General features: G+C 50.6%; 17 protein-coding genes. 11 read left to right on the top strand and 6 right to left on the bottom strand.

The annotated features are described in order from the left end of the window. Positions 1-5: 5 nt before the first annotated feature. Positions 6-1,019: an alpha/beta hydrolase family protein gene (locus GMA8713_RS20405; RefSeq protein ID WP_062713726.1), complete on the bottom strand. Its 1,014-nt coding sequence runs from the start codon at positions 1,017-1,019 to the stop codon at positions 6-8. A gap of 122 nt (positions 1,020-1,141) precedes the next feature. After that, on the bottom strand, positions 1,142-2,032 hold the full coding sequence (locus GMA8713_RS20400) for a LysR substrate-binding domain-containing protein (protein ID WP_062713722.1): 891 nt from the start codon (positions 2,030-2,032) through the stop codon (positions 1,142-1,144). A 195-nt stretch (positions 2,033-2,227) separates the two neighbouring features. On the opposite strand from GMA8713_RS20400, the gene nagE reads away from it, so the two are divergent. Continuing rightward, on the top strand, positions 2,228-3,685 hold the full coding sequence (nagE, locus tag GMA8713_RS20395) for an N-acetylglucosamine-specific PTS transporter subunit IIBC (protein WP_062713721.1): 1,458 nt from the start codon (positions 2,228-2,230) through the stop codon (positions 3,683-3,685). Between the two features lie 93 nt (positions 3,686-3,778). Here nagE and GMA8713_RS20390 read toward each other — a convergent pair whose 3' ends face one another. Continuing rightward, the gene (locus GMA8713_RS20390; RefSeq protein WP_062713720.1) at positions 3,779-4,384 is read right to left on the bottom strand and encodes a response regulator transcription factor; all 606 of its coding nucleotides are present in this window, start codon (positions 4,382-4,384) and stop codon (positions 3,779-3,781) included. Next, the gene (locus GMA8713_RS20385) at positions 4,385-6,127 is read right to left on the bottom strand and encodes a sensor histidine kinase (RefSeq protein WP_062713719.1); all 1,743 of its coding nucleotides are present in this window, start codon (positions 6,125-6,127) and stop codon (positions 4,385-4,387) included. It abuts the gene before it with no gap. 374 nt (positions 6,128-6,501) lie between these two features. Here GMA8713_RS20385 and GMA8713_RS20380 point away from each other — a divergent pair, with 374 nt between their 5' ends. The 8 genes from GMA8713_RS20380 (at position 6,502) to GMA8713_RS20345 (ending at position 15,131) form a co-directional block, all read left to right on the top strand. Then, positions 6,502-7,491, top strand: a complete 990-nt coding sequence (locus GMA8713_RS20380; RefSeq protein WP_046304323.1) for a sulfurtransferase — start codon at positions 6,502-6,504, stop codon at positions 7,489-7,491. A gap of 84 nt (positions 7,492-7,575) precedes the next feature. After that, entirely contained in the window at positions 7,576-9,372 is a 1,797-nt protein-coding gene (locus GMA8713_RS20375) for an FAD-dependent oxidoreductase (protein WP_062713718.1), read from the top strand. Continuing rightward, positions 9,369-10,139 (top strand): heterodisulfide reductase-related iron-sulfur binding cluster, encoded by a 771-nt coding sequence (locus GMA8713_RS20370; protein WP_002538535.1) that lies wholly within the window; start codon positions 9,369-9,371, stop codon positions 10,137-10,139. The genes GMA8713_RS20375 and GMA8713_RS20370 overlap by 4 nt, the downstream gene beginning before the upstream one ends. 115 nt (positions 10,140-10,254) lie before the next feature. Continuing rightward, positions 10,255-10,932, top strand: coding sequence for a TVP38/TMEM64 family protein (locus GMA8713_RS20365; protein ID WP_062713717.1), 678 nt, complete (start codon positions 10,255-10,257; stop codon positions 10,930-10,932). A 103-nt stretch (positions 10,933-11,035) separates the two neighbouring features. Beyond that, entirely contained in the window at positions 11,036-12,184 is a 1,149-nt protein-coding gene (locus tag GMA8713_RS20360; protein WP_062713715.1) for an ABC transporter substrate-binding protein, read from the top strand. Between the two features lie 5 nt (positions 12,185-12,189). Continuing rightward, positions 12,190-13,893 (top strand): ABC transporter permease, encoded by a 1,704-nt coding sequence (locus tag GMA8713_RS20355; protein WP_062713713.1) that lies wholly within the window; start codon positions 12,190-12,192, stop codon positions 13,891-13,893. Continuing rightward, positions 13,859-14,521, top strand: a complete 663-nt coding sequence (locus GMA8713_RS20350) for an ATP-binding cassette domain-containing protein (protein WP_062713711.1) — start codon at positions 13,859-13,861, stop codon at positions 14,519-14,521. The genes GMA8713_RS20355 and GMA8713_RS20350 overlap by 35 nt, the downstream gene beginning before the upstream one ends. Next, positions 14,514-15,131: a CDP-alcohol phosphatidyltransferase family protein gene (locus GMA8713_RS20345; protein ID WP_062713708.1), complete on the top strand. Its 618-nt coding sequence runs from the start codon at positions 14,514-14,516 to the stop codon at positions 15,129-15,131. The genes GMA8713_RS20350 and GMA8713_RS20345 overlap by 8 nt, the downstream gene beginning before the upstream one ends. Before the next feature lie 39 nt (positions 15,132-15,170). Here the strand turns inward: GMA8713_RS20345 and GMA8713_RS20340 are convergent, their stop codons facing one another. After that, a complete protein-coding gene (locus tag GMA8713_RS20340) occupies positions 15,171-15,833 on the bottom strand; it encodes a peptidoglycan recognition protein family protein (RefSeq protein ID WP_062713706.1) in 663 nt (220 codons plus the stop codon). A 365-nt stretch (positions 15,834-16,198) separates the two neighbouring features. On the opposite strand from GMA8713_RS20340, the gene GMA8713_RS20335 reads away from it, so the two are divergent. Together GMA8713_RS20335 and GMA8713_RS20330 are read left to right on the top strand one after the other, a co-directional pair. Then, complete coding sequence (locus GMA8713_RS20335) at positions 16,199-16,495, top strand: PTS fructose transporter subunit IIB (RefSeq protein ID WP_002538525.1); 297 nt, start codon at positions 16,199-16,201, stop codon at positions 16,493-16,495. A 5-nt stretch (positions 16,496-16,500) separates the two neighbouring features. Next, a complete protein-coding gene (locus tag GMA8713_RS20330; RefSeq protein ID WP_232314510.1) occupies positions 16,501-18,105 on the top strand; it encodes a putative PEP-binding protein in 1,605 nt (534 codons plus the stop codon). A 64-nt stretch (positions 18,106-18,169) separates the two neighbouring features. Here GMA8713_RS20330 and GMA8713_RS27460 read toward each other — a convergent pair. Then, on the bottom strand, positions 18,170-18,266 hold a 97-nt coding region (locus GMA8713_RS27460), incomplete at its 5' end, for an ATP-binding protein (RefSeq protein ID WP_062713704.1).

Below are 18,266 nucleotides of genomic sequence, written 5' to 3'. Positions count from 1 at the left end.
ATGAGTTACTCAAGAAACCAAAGGATATCCTCCAACATGTCGGCATGCAGTGCTTCGCGCCGGGTGCCGAATCCATCCTTACAGATAAGGCCATCGCCTTTGTGTTCCTGTTCCAGCAGGTCGATAGCACCTGTCTTACATCGCTGCATGAAACTGAAATGGGTGGCTTGCTCATACACCTTGTAGTGTCTCGTCGACAAAGGTAAATGTTCAGCCAAATAGCCTGACTCCATAGCTTGTGGCAAATCGCCTATGTCGATTCCTGCAGCGAGAATGAGCGTCGGTGTTAGCGTTTCAGTCATACTCTGAACAGAAAATCCGCGCACTAAACCCAAGTCCAAACTGACGACACGTTTGATACGTGTATCTTTAAGCGAGTTGGTTTCCGGCTCCTTTGGCTGAGTCTTATCAAGCCCCAGCTCTGTTGCCAGTCCGCACGTTCTTGGATTAAAAATGAGCTGGCATTGTTTTTTCAATTCGTTTCTATCAATTTCAACGCCAGCCAACTGCATCACCGTCCATCCCCCCAAAGAGTGGCCGATAGCGGAAATGTTGTCCGCGTCCAAAGCGTTACTCCACTTTGAGTCAGCCAGTAGAAAACTCAGCAAGCGGGAAACATCTCTTGGTCTTTGCCACCATTGCGCGGCTTGAGATGGAGCTTGGTCAAAAGTTGTTGTACCGGGGTGATCAGTGGCGGCCACCACGTAACCACGTTTAGCAAGCTTAGTCGCCAGCCAATTGAGATTTCGCCAGCTTCCACGATAGCCATGAGATAGCAAAACAACAGGCGCTTTTCTCGCATCTAGCGTTGCTGCTTTGATCACTTCAGTACCAACAAAAGCGGGATTTTCGGCAATCACGGTTTTTGGTGACGTTTGAAATGTTGGGTACCAGATGGAAACATTCAGTGGTCTTGATGCGTCATCATCAAGCGAGAATTGCTCAAACCCAATATTCGCTGCAAAGGCAGAATTTAGGACGAACGTTAATAGGATAACGAGTAAATAAATGGGTTTCACCTTGTGGCTCCTTAAACAATGAAATTGGAGCCAGTATGTGCTGAGACCAGTGTTGGTGCGTCCTAGAACACGATCGAGGACGTACTCGATCGTGATTTTATTCCTAATATATGAGCTTCTTGTTAGTTCGTTTGATTAATTTGACCAGTCACCCAATTGATAAACGTCCGTACTTTGGGTCTTTTCTCTGAGCCAAGCGGGCAGAGCAGATCATGGGTTTTGTGGGTCTCCATTCCGGGATAAGGAGAAACCAGTTCACCACTTTCCAGTGCGTCTTTGACGAACCGGTAGCGACCCATTGCGACCCCCAATCCTTTTCTTGCGCTGAACACAGCCATGTCTTGATGTGTGAAAACGCTACAGTGCCGGGTGATGTCGATATCCACTTTGTGGTGCTTTGCCCATCGTGACCAGACTGTCGATGTGGCGGCGTAGAGGAAATTCACTCGGGAAAGGGAATTCATTCCATCCTCAAAGAGATGGTTCTCTTTAGCGTATGTCGGTGTGCAGACAGGAACATAACGCTCATCAAACATTTTAATGCGGTAAACATCGGGTCTTTCTGATGCACCGTAGTAAAGCGCGACATCAATATTGTTGGTCTCGAAGTCCAGTTCGAGCTCTTGCGTCATCACCTTCAAGTTGAATTTAGGATACTTGGCTTTGAAATCTGCCAGCCTTGGAATAAGCCATTCGTAGGCAATACCGGGTGAAGTAGCGATGGTCAGATCACCGCTTAGTTCCGTATGCCGGATATCATCAATTTCACTGAAAATGTTGTTCAGTGAGCTCGCCAGTGTGCCTTGAAACCTTCTCCCTTCCTTTGTCAGCGTCAGCTTTCGTGTTCCGCGAACAAACAAATTGAACCCCAGTTCCTGCTCCAAAACCTTGATGCGATGGCTGACAGCGCCTTGCGTTAAGTGCAGAAGTTTTGCCGCTTCGGTAAAGCTCAAGGTTCTTGCAGCCACATTGAAGGTATGGAGATTGCCAAGCAGTGATTGAAGGTTCGCCATTGTTCTTCTGCTATCGCTCTTATGCATTAAAAATATTAATTCATGATGGCGTCGGATTGGTTTGTTTGCAAGCGGGTTTAATCGTCAAATAGGCCTAAAGCAATGATTGTGATGCAGAGAAAACAAGCCAATAACGACAGCATCACAACCTTGCGGGGGATTAAGAATTTTATTGAATAAAGCTTGGGGGCTTAGATGAATATCTTGGGATATATGCAAAAAGTCGGTAAGGCATTGATGGTACCTGTTGCCACTCTGCCTGCAGCCGCAATTTTAATGGGCGTCGGGTACTGGATTGATCCGGTGGGTTGGGGTTCAGAAAGTGTTTTGGCGGCGCTGTTAATCAAATCCGGTGGCGCCATCATCGACAACATGGCTGTGCTGTTCGCCATCGGCGTCGCGTTCGGTTTAAGTAAAGATAAAAACGGCGCGGCAGCCATGGCGGGCTTTATCTGCTTTATGGTCGTTACAACTTTACTTTCTCCTGGCGCAGTCAGCCAGCTGATGGGCGTAGCGGCAAATGAAGTGCCGGATGCCTTTGGTAAGATCAATAACCAGTTCATTGGTATTTTGGTCGGCATTATCTCAGCGGAGATCTACAATCGCTTCCACACGGTTGAACTGCCAAAAGCACTCGCGTTTTTCAGCGGTAAACGTCTGGTCCCTATTCTGACCTCGATTGCAGGTATGGCGATTGCGTTTGTGCTGCTTTATGTCTGGCCTATGGTTTACAACGCACTGGTTGTATTCGGTAACCATCTTGTCGCGCTGGATGCACTGGGTGCGGGCTTATTCGGCTTCTTTAACCGCCTGACACTGACTATCGGCATGCACCATGCGCTGTACCCCGTTTTCTGGTTTGATGTGGTCGGCATTAACGATATCCCTAACTTTCTGGGTGGCGCGCAGTCTATTGCTGACGGCACGGCGATCCCTGGTAAAACAGGTATGTATCAAGCGGGCTTCTTCCCAATCATGATGTTCGGTCTACCGGCAGCAGCTTTGGCGATGTACCACTGTGCTGATGCAGAAAACAAAGGCGCGACATTCTCCATCATGATTGCAGCAGCCATGGCGTCATTCTTCACAGGTATCACAGAGCCGCTAGAGTTCAGCTTCATGTTCCTGGCGCCGGCACTTTACTTCATTCACGCTGTGCTGACGGGTATCTCGCTCTACATCGCAGCAAGCATGGAATGGATGGCAGGATTTGGTTTCTCAGCAGGTTTCGTGGACTTCGTACTCTCTAGCCAGAACCCACTTGCAACCCAGTGGTACATGTTGATTGCTCAAGGTCTGGTGTTCTTCGCGGTGTACTACTTCACCTTCCGATTTGCGATTCTGAAGTTCAACCTGAAAACGCCGGGTCGTGGAGAAGCTGCTTCGAAAGAAGAAACGAAAGAAGAAATTGGCCAACTCACTAACGACTACATTGCAGCCATTGGCGGTGTAGAGAATATTCTGGAAGTAGACAACTGTGTCACCCGTCTTCGCCTGACAGTGAAAGACTCTGGACTGGCTGACAGTGAGAAACTGAAACAACTTGGCGCGGCAGGTGTGATTCCAATCGGTAAAGGTGGCCTACAAGTGGTCGTCGGGTTGGGCAAGGTCGACAAAGTTGCCGAGCAGATGAAAGTCGCGCTCTCTAATTAAAACGAATCAAACGGCATTTAAGTGCCAATAGGTTCCCCCTGAAGTGCAGTTTCGCATTCCCCCGCGATTCTGCACTTCGCCTTTTGTGGTGAACTAGATTTTCCCTTGCTGAATCAAGGTACTTAACCGCAGCACCAAATCTGCCACATTGCTAGCCTCAAACTTCTTCATCATGTTCGCGCGGTGAACTTCAATGGTGCGCAGCGAAACACACAGAGTCTTCGACATTTGCTGGTTGGTCTGGCCTTTCAGCACTTCTTTCAGTACTTCTTTTTCACGCTCAGTCAGGCTGTTGTATTTCTTTTCGACACAGACATGACCAACACGCTGGAAAGAGTGGGCGAGGGCTTTTTCAATCGCCGCCACTAAGCGATCACCGTCGACCGGTTTTTGGAAGAAATCGACTGCACCGTCTTTGAGGGCATCAACTGCCATAGGCACATCGCCGTGACCTGTCAGGAAGATGATAGAGAGTGGGCTTTGTGCATCGTTGAGGATCTGCTGTAGCTCCTGACCGCGCATTTCTGGCATACGGCTATCTAGCACAATGCAACCCGGCTCGGAAATATCGACGCTTTCCAGAAACGCAGGGCCAGAGGCGAAATCTTTCAGCTCCAAGCCATAGCTTTCCAGCATAAAAACCAGTGATTCACGGACTGCATCTTCATCATCAACAATAAATACTGGGCCTTTGTTCATTTATTCTTGTTCTCGTTTGATTGGCAGCACCACAGTGACTTCACAGCCAACCGGGCGTGCAGCCTGAATAATAAAATGTCCGCGATGGGCTTCGACGACTTCACGGCAGATAGGTAAACCAAGACCCAAGCCATCTTCTTTGGTGGTATAGAAAGGCTTCTTCACTTCGGTCTCGCTTGCCGCAAGGCCGATACCATTATCCTGAACCCGGATAACTACCTCATGGGTGCCATACAAAAGCTCGATAGTGACGGTCGGCGAGAATTGGTAATCCAGACTGGCCATACAGGCATCTTTGGCGTTTTTCAGCAGATTGATCATCACCTGCTGCATGCCAATGACATCGAATTCGCCTTGAATTGGCTTGCCTTCAACAATCAGATTGAGCGCGATTCTTTGCGCCTGAAAGTCGTATTCAATCAGCGATATCGACTCTTTAATTAAGAAGATCGGATCGCAGGTGACATAGTCTGTCGGTGTTTGTTTTATCAAGCCACGCAGGCGTTGAATGATACCGCTCGCGACGGTGACCTGTTGCTGGATCTTGCCCAAGAATGGGGTAAGTTCATCCGGTGTCATGCCCTGGGCAATGCGTCGCTGCAAACCCTCTGAGTAGTTTTTGATGGTCGACAGCGGTTGGTTAATCTCATGCGCAATGCTGCTGCCAAGCTCGCTGACAATCATGGTTCGCTGGGCATGCTCCAGTTGCTCGTTTCTCTCTTTGAGTTCGTAGAGGGTTTTCTTGAGATCGTCTTTACTGCGTTTAAAGCGATATTCCAGCCAGAAGTGATAGATGTTCATCAGCATGAAAACGACGAAGGTGGCGAAGGCGAGTACCTGATTGCGATCCAGCCATTTCAGGAATCCTTCCTGCCAGGTGCGCTGTAAGGGGTGCATGTCGAGTTGATGCAGCACATGGTCGACTTTGACTGGGCTTGCTGGGAGGGTCCAGCCGACATTACCCGCAGCCTCTGCGGCGTAAGCACTTTCATGCATCGAAAGCAGTGATTGAGTGACTAACTTGCCGATGCTGTCAGAAGCGCGGTCGGTTTTGGCAAACGTCCAGTTTGGATAGAGCGGGGTGGTCACCGTACAGATCGAGTCATTCGGACGCTTGCCTTCAAGCACACGCACTTTATGCCGCTCGATGCGGCCTTCTCTAATCATGCTTTCCAGCGTACAGGCGGGCAGCACTGCGACATCCAAATCGTTGTCAATCACACTCAGCAGAATGTTATCTGTTGGTGGGCCATAGAATTTCACCCGCTTAAAGAAGCTGCTGCCAAACACATTGCGTTTTTCAATTTCATAGCGGAGCGCCAGAAAGCCACCAAACGCTTTTTCTGAAACGGCACCCACGCGGGCATATTCAATGTCGCGAAGGGCAAGGTAGGGCGAGTCGCTACGCACAACAGCAACAGAAGCAATGGAGTGGGTGAGGTTACTGCTGTATGGGGTCTTCTGGGTGGCGAGCCAGTTCAGCGGATATTGCCGCGCAATACGCGTGGCCTGTCCCGGACTGGTCAGCAGGAAATCCAACTGATTGTGCTCGAAGGCTTCATCCAACTCTTCAAAGTCGTAGGTATGAAGGGTGAACTCGGTATTCGGAATGGTGTCTTCCAGCCAATCCAGTGTTGGCTGCCAGGATTGCTCAGCATGCTGATCGCCACGAAGCGCTAACACACCGACATCATAGTGTTGTAGCACTTCAGCTTGTGCGGGACATACGCAAAAGCAGCACATGCTGACGGTATAGAGAAAGACAGCTTTTATGCCGAGTAGCGGGGTAAATCGTTGGAGATATCCGTTCAAATGAAAACGACACAACAAGGAGGCGAGTGGCACGCATTCTACCCTAGAAAACCCTATGTTTTATGTTGCTTTAGATCAAATATTTCGCACTATTGTGGTAAACCACAATATCCCGCAAACCTTCCTTCACACACAATCCGTGCTACTGACCCGGAGCGGTCAACCCAACGCATTTTGAGCGCGATGCTGGCAGTAAGATTGGCACTTAAAACGAATCATAAAGCCAAGTATTCAGCATCCCGTTATTGATTTCCTTTTGCCCCTGAGAAGGCAGAAAAATTTTTAATAATCTTGGGAATTTCACGATGAAAAAATCGACAGTTGCAATCGGCGTTGTCGCTGCTGTTCTGGCAGCAGGTTATGTCGGCTACACCAGCATGTTCGGTGCAGAAGCGGTTCAGGTAAGTGCTGAAGTGTTAGATCAGAAGTTTGCTGAGTACGCGAACCCAGAAGCGTTCGTTTCTGCACAGGAAGTGAAGCAGATGATGGATCGCGATCTGGATGTGGTTGTGATCGGCGCGCTGAACCCGATGAAGCCAGATGCACCTATCGAAGGTTCATTCTCAATGTGGCGTCCTGATTACTCTGCAGCGAAAGACGCCTATGAGTTTGACGGCATGCGCAACTCTGTCGAAGAAATGGAATCCCTGCTGAGCAGCTACGGTGCAACACCGGAAACCACCATTGTGGTTTACGCTGCAAACTCTCACCACGATGCAGCCCGCCTGTTCTGGCAAATCAAAAACCTGGGTCATGAAAACGTTCGCTACCTAGATGGCGGCCTGAATGCGTGGATTGGCGAAGGCTTCCCAACAGGCAATGCAAACCCAACGGTGACTGCATCTCAGTACAAAGCCCCTGCGCCCCAAAGCGAAGAGTCGGCACTGGCAACGCTGGATATGGTTCTGGCAGCGCAAAACACCGCTGACTGGGTGATTCTGGATACCCGCGGCACCGCGGAATTTGATGGCAGCACCACAGTATCTGGCGCGTTTGGCCCGGGCACTATCCCTGGCAGTGTTCACATCAACTGGACCAAAGCGCTGAACGACGACACAACACTGAAATCTGCAGAAGAACTGCAAGCCCTGTACGGCGATGTGATTAAAGGCAAGAAAGTCATTGCCTACTGTCAATCAGGCGTTCGTTCTGCACACACCATGATGGTTCTGGAAGAAGTTCTGGGTGCACAAGACGTCTACAACTACGACGGTTCTTGGATTGAGTACAGCTACGCGCACTACGAACAAAATCGTGCGGACATTCCAGTGCAAAGCGGTGCGAAGAAAAGCTAATCAATGACTTACCCAGGCGCACTTGAGCACTGCGTCTGAGTAGGTACTGCCAAAAGAATTACATATACCGGAATCATAACAACAATGAACAATGTCATTTTTAGTCAAAAGCTCTACGACGCGGCACAACGCGTAGTAGACGGCTGCATGGGTGATGCAGACCCAGCATGCCAAACTGCATGTCCAATGCACACTGACGTTAAGCAGTACGTGCGTCTGTCAGGTGAAGGCAAGTATCAAGAAGCACTGGACGTGATCCGCGGCAAACTGTTCCTGCCACAAACACTGGGTCGCATCTGTGCGCACCCGTGTGAGCAGGCATGTCGTCGTCAGACTGAATACGGTCAGGGCATCAGCGTCGCGGGTATCAAACGCTTCGTTGCAGAAAAAATGGATAACAAAGAGAACTGGGATCTGGCGGTTCTGAATCCAACTGGCAAGAAAATCGCGATCATTGGTGCTGGCCCTGCGGGTGCACAGGCGGCAATTGAACTTCGCCGCAAAGGTCACGACGTCACTATCTTCGAAAAAATGGACGTATATGGCGGCATGATGCGTGTAGGTATTCCTGAGTACCGTCTGCCACGTCATGTTATCGATTTCGAATACAGCTACCTGGATATGCTGGGCATCGAAACCAAGTTCGGTGTGGAAATCGGCAAAGACATCACATTTGAAGAACTGCGCAACACTCACGATGCAGTGGTTCTGGCACACGGTGCGCACGTGGGTTCTATCATCCCGCTGCCTGGTCACCAGTCTGAAGGCGTATTCTCTGCGGTTGAATACCTGAAAGAAATCTCTGAAACCCGTGCATTCCCCCGCGCAGGCAAACGAGTAATGGTGATCGGCGGTGGTGACGTCGCGATGGACTGTGCACGCTCATCATGGCGTATCGGTGCTGATGAAGTTTACCAGTGCTCTCTGGAAGCGATGGAAAAACTGCCAGCAAGCCATGTTGAAATCGAAGAATCGCTGGAAGAAGGCGTGGTCTTCAACGCTGGCTGGGGCCCAATCTCTATCGAAGAGAAAGACGGTAAAGTGACCTCAATTACCCTGCGTCGTGTGCTGTCTATCTTCGACGAAAACGGCAACTTCGCACCAAGCTACAGCGATGAAACCCGCACTATCGAAGTCGACACTGTGGTATTCGCAACCGGTCAGCTGGTGGCAGACATCACTGACGGCGCGCTGGAAACCAGCCGTGGCGGTCGCTACGTGGTCGACAAAGACACGCTGGCAACGTCGATGGAAGGTGTTTACGTCGCAGGTGACGCGGCTGGCGGTAACATCGTGATTGAAGCGATGGCACTGGGTCGTAAAGCCGCCATGAGCATCGAGCGTCAGTTCGCGGGTCGTCCTCTGGAAGAAGGCCGCGATTTCCAGGAAGAGTACAGCTACAAGTCTCGTCTGGACATTCCATTGCCTAAAGGCACCACCGACGTCCCTCGTCTGCACGGTGAACTGCGTGATGCCGAAGTGCGCAAGCGCGATTTCGCACAGGTTGACCTTGGTTTCACGCAAGAGCAAATCAAGCAGGAATCAAGTCGCTGTCTGCAGTGTACCTGCAAACTGTGTATGAGCGAGTGCATCATGATGAACGACTTCGGTGATTGTCCGAAGACCCTGTTCAGTGACTTCGTCAACAACAAAGAGATGGATCCACTACTGGCTTACTCCTGTAATGCCTGTGACCAGTGCACCATCGTTTGTCCTAAAGATTACCCAATGAAGGATATCTTCCTTGGCGCCCGTGTTGACTTCGTTAACGCGAACAATGGCGAATCGCCAATGAAAGGCCACAAGGCAATCAACATGCACCAGAAGCTGGGCTTCTCGAAATTCTTCACAATGGCTAAACGCGCGGTAACCACAAAATGACCAATAAAGTATTCATGCCAGGATGCAGCCTGCCATCCTACTCGCCAGAAGGTGTCGCGGCGATTGCACAACACCTGAAAAACGTGTTCCCGGAAATGGGTGCGGTTCAGAAATGTTGTGGTAAGCCAACTGCAGCGATTGGTCAGGCAGACAAATTCAAAGAGCGTTACGGCCAGCTGCAAGCTGACTTTGACAAGCTACAAGCAGACGAAGTGATCGTGGCGTGCCAAAGCTGCTACGGCATGATCAAGAAATCTGGTGGTACGCAAAAGCCCGTTTCTCTGTGGAAATTGCTGCCAAAAATCGGTCTGCCAAAAGAGCTGGTGGGCAAAGCAAAAGACAGCGATGTGGTCTTCACCATTCACGACTCTTGCTCAACCCGCTACGAGAAAGAACTGCAAGACGGTATCCGTTGGATCCTGAACGAGCTGGGCTACAAAACCGCTGAGCCAGAACACACCCGCGAAAATACGCGCTGCTGTGGCTTCGGTGGCATGGTTGTACCGGCTAACCCTGACGTGGCAACCCGTGTGGTTCAGCGTCGTGTTGATGAGTTTGAAACTGACCACGTGGTGGTTTACTGCGCAGCATGTCGTGCATCCATGATGGGTGTGGGCGCGAAATCTTGGCACATTCTGGATCTGATGTTTGGTCCGGTTGTGATGCAAGATACTGCGCCACCAGTGAACGTACTGGCTAACCCTGCAAAAGCTTGGTTCAACCGCTACAAGTCAAAAGCTGGCCTGATTAAGTGCATGTCAGTGTGAATTAAGAAGCCGCCGGGTGTTGAGCGATACGCAGTTGTCTCCTGCAGTTTCGCCCGGCGAGTTTCTTGCCTTCTTCAGGAAAAAGCAGAATTCTTTATTTTTCGGGTAAACACTCATGAAATTTCTAAAAATCGGTCTGATCATTGCGGTTATCGCCGCTGTTCTGTTTGCAGCGAAACAAAGCGGCATTCTGGAAATCATCACTGACATCCAAAGCCTGCAAGCTTGGATCGCAAGCTTCGGCGCGATGGGTTACGTGGTATTCCTGATTGCTTACGTTTTCGCCTGTATCTTCATGCTGCCAGGCAGTGCGTTCACCATTGTAGCGGGTATCGTCTTTGGCCCGGTTCAAGGCGGTATTCTGGCACTGGTTGCTGCAACCGTAGGTGCGTCAGCAGCGTTTGTTGTGGCTCGCTTCCTGCTGCGTGGCACCATCATGAAAAAGTTTGGTACCAACCCAATCTTCAAGAAAATTGATGACGGTGTTGCGCAAAACGGTACCAGCTTCCTGATCCTGACCCGTCTGGTTCCTGTGTTCCCATTCAGCCTGCAAAACTACGCTTACGGCCTGACTGGTCTGAGCCTGAGCACTTTCGCGCTGGTTTCAATGATCACTATGGCACCTGGCGCCTTCATCTTCGCTTACATGGCGGGTGACATCGCGACTAACGGCGTGTCGGCAATGCTGCTGGTGAAATTCGCGGTTGCGGGTCTGGTGCTGTTCGGCATGTCTCTGATCCCGAAATACATCGCGAAGAAAAAAGGCATCGATATGGCGGAACTGTCTAAATAAGCTTGCGCTGGATTCGAAAGTGAATATTGTATCGTCCCTTGCCGCGCGTAAGGGGCGATTTTCGTCTTTTTAACGCCCTAGAAATTTTTAAAAACGAAGTAGTATGAAAAACCTTTTCACCGCGCTTGCTTTAGCGGTCACCACCTTCTCTGTGTCTGCGACGGACACCGAAAACTGGCAGCAGATTGAAGCCGAGGCTGCCGGACAACATGTTTACTTCCACGCCTGGGGCGGTAATCAGGAAATTAACCGTTATCTGGGTTGGGCAAAAAAAGAGCTTAAGCGCCGTTACGATGTCACGCTTCATCACGTCAAAGTGACGGACATTACCGAAACCACCACCCGCCTGATTGCAGAAAAGGCGGCAGGAAAAGCGCAGGGTGGCAGCGTTGATATGCTCTGGATTAACGGCGAAAACTTCAAATCCCTCAAAGATAACCAACTGCTGTTTGGCCCATTTGTCGAAGACTTACCAAGCTGGCAGTACGTGGATAAGTCACTGCCTGTGACCGTGGATTTTTCTGAGCCGACAGACGGGCTGGAAGCACCATGGGGCATGGGGCAACTGGTGTTTATCTATGACGAGGAAGAACTTGCGTCTCCGCCACGTTCTTACGCGGAGATGTTGAAATACGCACAGGCAAACCCAAACCGACTAACGTACCCACGACCACCGGAATTTCACGGCACCAGCTTTTTGAAGTCTTTGCTGATTGAACTGACATCGAACGATCCACGTCTGCAGAAAAACGTGTCTGAAACAGATTATGCAGCTGCGACCAAACCGCTTTGGGACTATCTGGATGCGTTCCACAAAGTAGCTTGGCGTGGCGGTAAGCAATTCCCGGCAGGCACAGCTGAAACGCTGCAATTGCTGGATGACGGTCAAATCGATTTGGCGATCACTTTCAACCCAAACGCGGTTTACGCTGCCCATGCCACGGGTAACCTTGCGGAAAGCACCAAAGCTTATGCAATGGACTTCGGCGCGCTGTCGAACATTCATTATCTGGCGGTGCCATGGAACGCAAATGCAAAGGCTGGGGCGTTAGTGGTCATTAACTTTTTAATGTGTCCTGAAGCGCAATCACGCAAAGGCAATATCGATATTTGGGGTGATCCATCTGTACTGAAAACCGAATTCCTTTCTGGTTCGGCGAAAGAACACAAACCGTTCAAATCAGTGCCTGAAACCCACCCAAGCTGGCAAAGTGCCATCGAAAAAGAGTGGCTACAACGCTACGGAAGTTAGGTTTGATGTTACGCGCAAGCTATCTGTTCATTCTTCTTATTTGCGTCCTGCCGACCCTGTTTGGGTTGGCGGGCGTTGCTGTTTCTTCAGTAGGCTACATTCCGCCACTCGACATGCAGCTCGTCTCGCTGAACGGATTTTCCCAAGTGTTCGATTGGGAAGGCGTTTGGCGCTCGATTGGCATGACGGTCTATTCCGGATTAGCAAGCACGTATCTGGCGTGTTTACTGACATTTGCCATTCTGCAGGCAACCTGGGGAACCAAATTCTGGCGTAAAGTCGAGGTCTCCCTTTCTCCGTTGCTGGCTGTGCCACATGTGGCGTTTGCCATTGGTTTTGCCTTCCTGTTTGCCCCAACGGGGATGGGAATGCGTTTGCTGGATGTGGTTGGCATTAGCGCTGATCCAAATGCGTCTGACCTTGCGCTGCTGATCAAAGACCCGCACGCGCTGGGCTTAATCCTGATGCTGGCATTGAAAGAGGTGCCGTTCCTGCTGCTGATGAGTATTTCCATTCTCCAGCAGGTGAAAGTAAACAGGGTGGAAAAAGTCGCCGCGTCACTGGGGTATTCCCGTGCTGAAGTCTGGTGGAAATGCGTGTTCCCACAGTGGCTGTCCAAGCTGCGTTTTCCATTACTGGCGGTCATGGCTTATGGCTTGTCGGTGGTGGATGTGGCATTGATCATCGGCCCGACCAACCCGCCAACCTTTGCGGTGTTGGTGTGGCAATGGTTTAACGATCCTGACTTAGCGCTGCTGCCACGCGCGTCGGCAGGGGCTGTGGTGTTGCTGGCAATCTCCCTCTTGCTGATTGGTGTTGCGCGCCTTATTGAATGGGCAGTCACCCAAGGCTTCAAGCAATGGCAATATTCAGGGCGTACAGGCTTCGCGTTACCGGGAAAAACCCTGTTTGTGGGGATGCTGATACTCTCGATTTCGATGATCCCGCTGATGTTAATCTGGAGCGTGGCGCAGCGCTGGCGCTTCCCTGATTTACTACCGAGCCGATACAGTCTGCGCTTCTGGGAATATGAGTGGGATACCATTCTTGGCTCGATTGAGCAGAGTATCGTCATCGCACTGATCTCCGCCACGCTGGCTTTGGTGATGGGGTTACTGGCACACGAATATCGCCTGCGTCACCGCATTCAGGTACCGGGTTACATCATTGCTGTGCCAATGCTGGTACCGCAGCTTTCCATTCTGTTTGGTATGCAGGTTGCCACGCTGTACGTGAATGGCGACGCACACTTTTTCTGGGTCTGCTGGGCGCATCTGTTCTTTGCTTTCCCGTATGTTTATCTTTCGCTGGACGGCCCTTGGCGCAGCTACGACGAGCGTTTAACCCGCGCGGCATTGAGTCTCGGTAAATCGCCACTCCGCGTCTGGCTTAAAGTGAAGATGCCCATCCTGTTGCCCGCGATTCTGTTCGCTTGGGCAATTGGTATCAGCGTCAGCCTTGCACAGTACCTTCCGACACTGGTGCTGGGTGCAGGACGCATCACCACATTGACCACGGAAGCGGTGGCGCTTTCCAGTGGCTTCGACCGTCGTGTTACGGCGATTTACGCTATTTGGCAGGCGTTGCTGCCGTTCCTGTTCTTCTCGCTGGCGATCCTGACAAGCCGTTTGCAGTTAACGCTTCGCCGCAAACCAATCAAAGAGTTGTTTCACAATGAGCTTATGTCTCGAAAACCTCGCCATTCGTAAATCCTCTGGCGATGTGCTGTTTTCATCGCTGAACATGTGTGTAGAAAAGGGCGATGTGCTGTGCCTGATGGGACCAAGCGGTTGCGGTAAATCCACTTTGTTGGATGCCGTTGCTGGCCACCTGTCAGATGAATTCGAATATTCCGGCAGCATTAAACTGAATGGTATCAAGCTTGATGGCATGACGGCGCACAAGCGCGAAGTCGGCATTCTGTTTCAGGACGACTTACTGTTTCCACACCTGTCTGTTTGGGAAAATCTGGCGTTTGCCTTGCCGGACGCTATTAAAGGCACGGAACGCAAAGAACGTGCGATGCAGGCGTTGAAAAACATCTCGCTGGCACAGCTAGCGAACTCGTTTCCAGACCAGATCTCCGGCGGCCAACGCGCCCGTGTCAGCCTGACCCGAATGTTGCTGGCAAAACCCAAAGTGGCGCTGCTGGATGAACCCTTCAGCAAGCTGGATAAAACCTTGCGCAGCCAGTTTCGCGATTGGGTGGTTGAGCAGCTGAAAGAAGCCCATATTCCCGCGTTGATGGTGACGCATGACTTAGAAGATATTCCTCAAGGCAGTCAGCTTCTGAACTGGCCTTGGCATGCCACACAACAGGAGCGTCTACATGCTTGATAGTTTTGGTATTAAAGTGGTGAAGCGCCCGCTGGCGATGTTTGCTGAAATGGTCGATGAGATGGGCGTATCTGCCAACCAGGTGACTTTGGCAGGCTTTTGCATCGGATTTCTGGCTTTGCCAGCGCTGGCGATGCAGCAATACGAACTGGCGCTGATTTTCATCATGATCAACCGCATGATGGATGGATTGGACGGCGCGTTGGCGCGGATTCAAGGCATTACTGACGCCGGTGGTTTTTTGGATATCAGCCTCGATTTCCTGTTCTACTCACTGGTGCCATTTGGCTTTATTCTGGCTAACCCAGACGTGAATGCCGTGGCGGGCGCTTTCCTGATTTTCTCCTTCATTGGCACGGGAAGCAGCTTTCTGGCGTTTGCGATCATGGCGAGCAAGCAGGGGATTGATGACCCGGTTTACAGCAACAAATCACTGTATTACATGACGGGATTGACCGAAGGTTCAGAGACGATTCTTTGCTTTATGCTGATGTGTCTATTCCCTGCACATTTCGTGATGATTGCCTGTGTGTTCGGTGCCATGTGTTGGTTTACCACAGGCTCGCGCATTTATAACGGCTACCAGACCCTTGCCAAGCAAAGTCGCTGAGTTTGCAAGTCGCCCAACGACATGTTGGGCGATTTCATTTTAAGCCAGCAATTCCTCCCACGTTCTTCGGCCAACCGTGCCGTCGTCAATCAGTCCTTTCTTTCGCTGAAATGAAATTACTGCCGCTTTGGTGAGTTGGCCAAAATGACCATCGATGGTGAGGTCTATTTGCAGCTTTTCATTAAGTAGCGCTTGAAGGTGAGCAACAGCGGCACCTTTGGCGGTGAGTTCAAGAATGGGCTGCTCAACCCGCTGCGGTTCGCTGGCGGGTGCGTTTTTTCTGTCACCTGATTCGGTTAATCCCAACACGGTTTTATAGTCAAAAGCCGGGAAGGTTTTGGCGGAAACTTCACAGTGTCCGTGGAAGGTGAGTTGGTTTTCATAGGCTTTGTCGATTTCCCGACAAAGTGCGATGAGTCTGTCGAACTGGGCTTTGGTGAATTTTTCCTGCTTCAAACCATGCAGGCAAATCGCAATCGAACCTGTATTGTGGCCTTGTTGAGCGGCTGGTACTTCTTCCAATGAGCGGCCGGCCTCCAACTCGCCACTCTTTCGGATGAAATAGTGATAGCCCACATCCCGCCATCCTCTTTCAAGATGCCATCTCCGCATGGTTTCAATGTTGTCGTGTGCCTCTGAATCGCTGGCACTGCAATGCAAAAACACCCTATCGACAGGGCGCTTGGGTTTGGAAAAGTCCATGGTGATACCTATGTCGTTGATTATCGCCACGTCCTTGTTGAATTATTTTCTTCCTGATGCAGCCGTCGTAACGCCGCTATACACCAAGTATCGTAACGAATAGTGGTGGAAGGGATATCACAGATGCGACTTGATGAGCGATTGCTAATACTGAAGTGGAAAAACCGCTGAGTGCCGAAGAACGGAATCAATGTCGCTTTTTTCCAGAAAGGGCAGGGGAGCGAACGGATTTTCCGGCTTGGTGATGCATTTCACACATCGATTCGCATGCGACTTTTGTCCAGTAAATGTTAGTTATTTCATCTGTTTGAACGGGTGTGAAAGGCATAGCATGAGCACATCCGAATCAAACAAAAAGCCATGCTATGAAAGTTGTTGCCATCACTGCCTGCCACACAGGTATCGCCCATTGCTACATGGCTGCCGACCGACTGGTTGAAGCGGCACGCACCCTGAATATTCAAATAAAAGTCGAAACCCAGGGCGCGATGGGCATCGAAAACAAAATCTCCGAACGCGAGTTTGATTCCGCGGATCACATCTTGTTGGCTACCGAAATTACTCCTTCTGAAAGCGACCGCTATGCCGGGAAAACGCTGACCATCACCTCGGTGCAGGAAGCCATCAATCACCCTATTGCCCTTTTGAAAAAATTTAAGTGAACAAAATGAAAAAAGAAGTCGCATTTACCTGTGAGCTGCCAAACGGCATTCATGCCCGCCCTGCCAATCATCTTGAAGCAGTGTGTAACCAGTTCAAAAGCACCATTACCCTGAAAAACCTGCGCAACAACAACGAAGGTTCAGCGAAAAGCGTTCTGTCGTTAGTGGGTACTGACACGCTACTCAATGACCCATGCTCCATGCTGATTGAAGGCGAAGACGCAGAAGCCGCGTTCGACGTGCTGGCGAAATATCTTCACAACGAATTCCCGCACTGCGACGAAGAGCTGGTGGTGATGGATGAAGGCGAGGTGACGCTGCCACAATCGCTGATGCGTCATAATCCGACACTGGTGAATGCGAAACGTCTGTCGGCAGGCATTGGCAAGGGCAAACTGATTCGTTATAGCGAAGTGGAACTGTCACTGTTCGACAGTGCGGTATCAGCAATGACGTTTGATCATGCGAAAACTCTGGTGACGGAGAAACTTCTGGATCAGGCTGAAAGCGCATCTGGTCAGGAAAAAGCGATCATCGAAGCGCACCTGAGTATTCTGAAAGACGAAGCGTTGAACCACTCTGTGATGACGTTCGTTGAGCAAGGTGAAGCGTTGGCGAAAGCGATTATTCTTGCGGTAGATGTGATTTGTGAAAGCCTGTTGCAATCAAGCTCTGACTACCTCAAAGAGCGTGTGTTGGATATCAAAGACATCGCACTTCAATTGCTGATCGCTGCCCACCCTGAGATGAATATCTCGACAGAATTTACGCTGACTGAGCCTTCGATTGTTATCGCAAACGATCTAACGCCAAGCCAGTTCCTGGGTCTGGATCGCGAGCACTTGAAAGGTCTCATCCTGACGCAGGCAGGTTCTACCTCTCACACTATTATTCTTGCCCGCGCGTTTAATATTCCGGCGGTTTCCGGCGTGGCAGTGGCGGAATGTGCTGCGCAGGAAGGTGAATTGATTTATCTGGATGGCAGCTTGGGTGTGGTAGCTCTGGCACCGTCTGAGCATGTCGCGACCTACTTTGAACGCGCCATCTGGCTCGCTGAGCAAATGGCAGCGAAAGAGGGTGCATTTACTCATCTTTCCGGTAAAACCCGAGACGGCAAAGAGATTGAAATCGCCGCGAACATTGCCTGTACCGTAGAAGCTGAGCCAGCTTTCGCCAAAGGCGCTGAGGGTATCGGCCTGTTCCGCACTGAAATGCTGTTTATGGACCGTGCGACTGCGCCGGACGAAGACGAGCAATTCCACGCTTACAAAACGGTGCTGGAAGCGGCAGAAGGCAAGCCAGTGATTATCCGCACCATGGACATCGGCGGCGACAAGCCTATCGAATACCTGAACCTGCCACATGAGCATAACCCGTTCCTCGGCTATCGCGCAGTGCGTATCTATCCGCAATTTATCAGCCTGTTCCACACCCAAATCCGCGCCATTTTGCGCGCCGCACCTTTTGGTAAAACCAAGGTGATGATCCCGATGATCCAAAGTATCGAAGAGATCCGTTGGGTGAAAGCGCAGATCAACACAGTCAAAGCACAAATGGAACAAGACGGTGTGGCTTATGGTGAGTTCGAACTTGGCTGCCTATTTCGGTGATTGCGATCGCTCGTTTCGGTTTATTCCGATCACTTGATCCTGCCGTTTTTCTCTCTTCCTATTTTTACGCTAAGTGATCGGATTGCACCAGTTTTCTCATAGATTCTCCGCCCAGCTCTATGCGGTGGCTGTTGTGGACCAGCCTGTCTAATAAAGCATCT

This window comes from Grimontia marina, from assembly GCF_900060185.1.
Taxonomy (GTDB): domain Bacteria; phylum Pseudomonadota; class Gammaproteobacteria; order Enterobacterales; family Vibrionaceae; genus Enterovibrio; species Enterovibrio marinus.
The sequence above is the reverse complement of the archived record's forward strand: the minus strand, read 5'-3'. Positions and strand labels throughout refer to the sequence as shown.

What these genes read in the sequence shown, in the direction of transcription:
- GMA8713_RS20360 (WP_062713715.1), top strand. Translation starts at nt 11,036, where the DNA reads ATGAAAAACCTTTTCACCGCGCTTGCTTTAGCGGTCACCACCTTCTCT.
- GMA8713_RS20370 (WP_002538535.1), top strand. Translation starts at nt 9,369, where the DNA reads ATGACCAATAAAGTATTCATGCCAGGATGCAGCCTGCCATCCTACTCG.
- GMA8713_RS20385 (WP_062713719.1), bottom strand. Translation starts at nt 6,127, where the DNA reads ATGTGCTGCTTTTGCGTATGTCCCGCACAAGCTGAAGTGCTACAACAC.
- GMA8713_RS20335 (WP_002538525.1), top strand. Translation starts at nt 16,199, where the DNA reads ATGAAAGTTGTTGCCATCACTGCCTGCCACACAGGTATCGCCCATTGC.
- GMA8713_RS20355 (WP_062713713.1), top strand. Translation starts at nt 12,190, where the DNA reads ATGTTACGCGCAAGCTATCTGTTCATTCTTCTTATTTGCGTCCTGCCG.
- GMA8713_RS20340 (WP_062713706.1), bottom strand. Translation starts at nt 15,833, where the DNA reads ATGGACTTTTCCAAACCCAAGCGCCCTGTCGATAGGGTGTTTTTGCAT.
- GMA8713_RS20380 (WP_046304323.1), top strand. Translation starts at nt 6,502, where the DNA reads ATGAAAAAATCGACAGTTGCAATCGGCGTTGTCGCTGCTGTTCTGGCA.
- nagE (WP_062713721.1), top strand. Translation starts at nt 2,228, where the DNA reads ATGAATATCTTGGGATATATGCAAAAAGTCGGTAAGGCATTGATGGTA.
- GMA8713_RS20345 (WP_062713708.1), top strand. Translation starts at nt 14,514, where the DNA reads ATGCTTGATAGTTTTGGTATTAAAGTGGTGAAGCGCCCGCTGGCGATG.
- GMA8713_RS20350 (WP_062713711.1), top strand. Translation starts at nt 13,859, where the DNA reads ATGAGCTTATGTCTCGAAAACCTCGCCATTCGTAAATCCTCTGGCGAT.
- GMA8713_RS20375 (WP_062713718.1), top strand. Translation starts at nt 7,576, where the DNA reads ATGAACAATGTCATTTTTAGTCAAAAGCTCTACGACGCGGCACAACGC.
- GMA8713_RS20365 (WP_062713717.1), top strand. Translation starts at nt 10,255, where the DNA reads ATGAAATTTCTAAAAATCGGTCTGATCATTGCGGTTATCGCCGCTGTT.
- GMA8713_RS20390 (WP_062713720.1), bottom strand. Translation starts at nt 4,384, where the DNA reads ATGAACAAAGGCCCAGTATTTATTGTTGATGATGAAGATGCAGTCCGT.
- GMA8713_RS20330 (WP_232314510.1), top strand. Translation starts at nt 16,501, where the DNA reads ATGAAAAAAGAAGTCGCATTTACCTGTGAGCTGCCAAACGGCATTCAT.
- GMA8713_RS20400 (WP_062713722.1), bottom strand. Translation starts at nt 2,032, where the DNA reads ATGGCGAACCTTCAATCACTGCTTGGCAATCTCCATACCTTCAATGTG.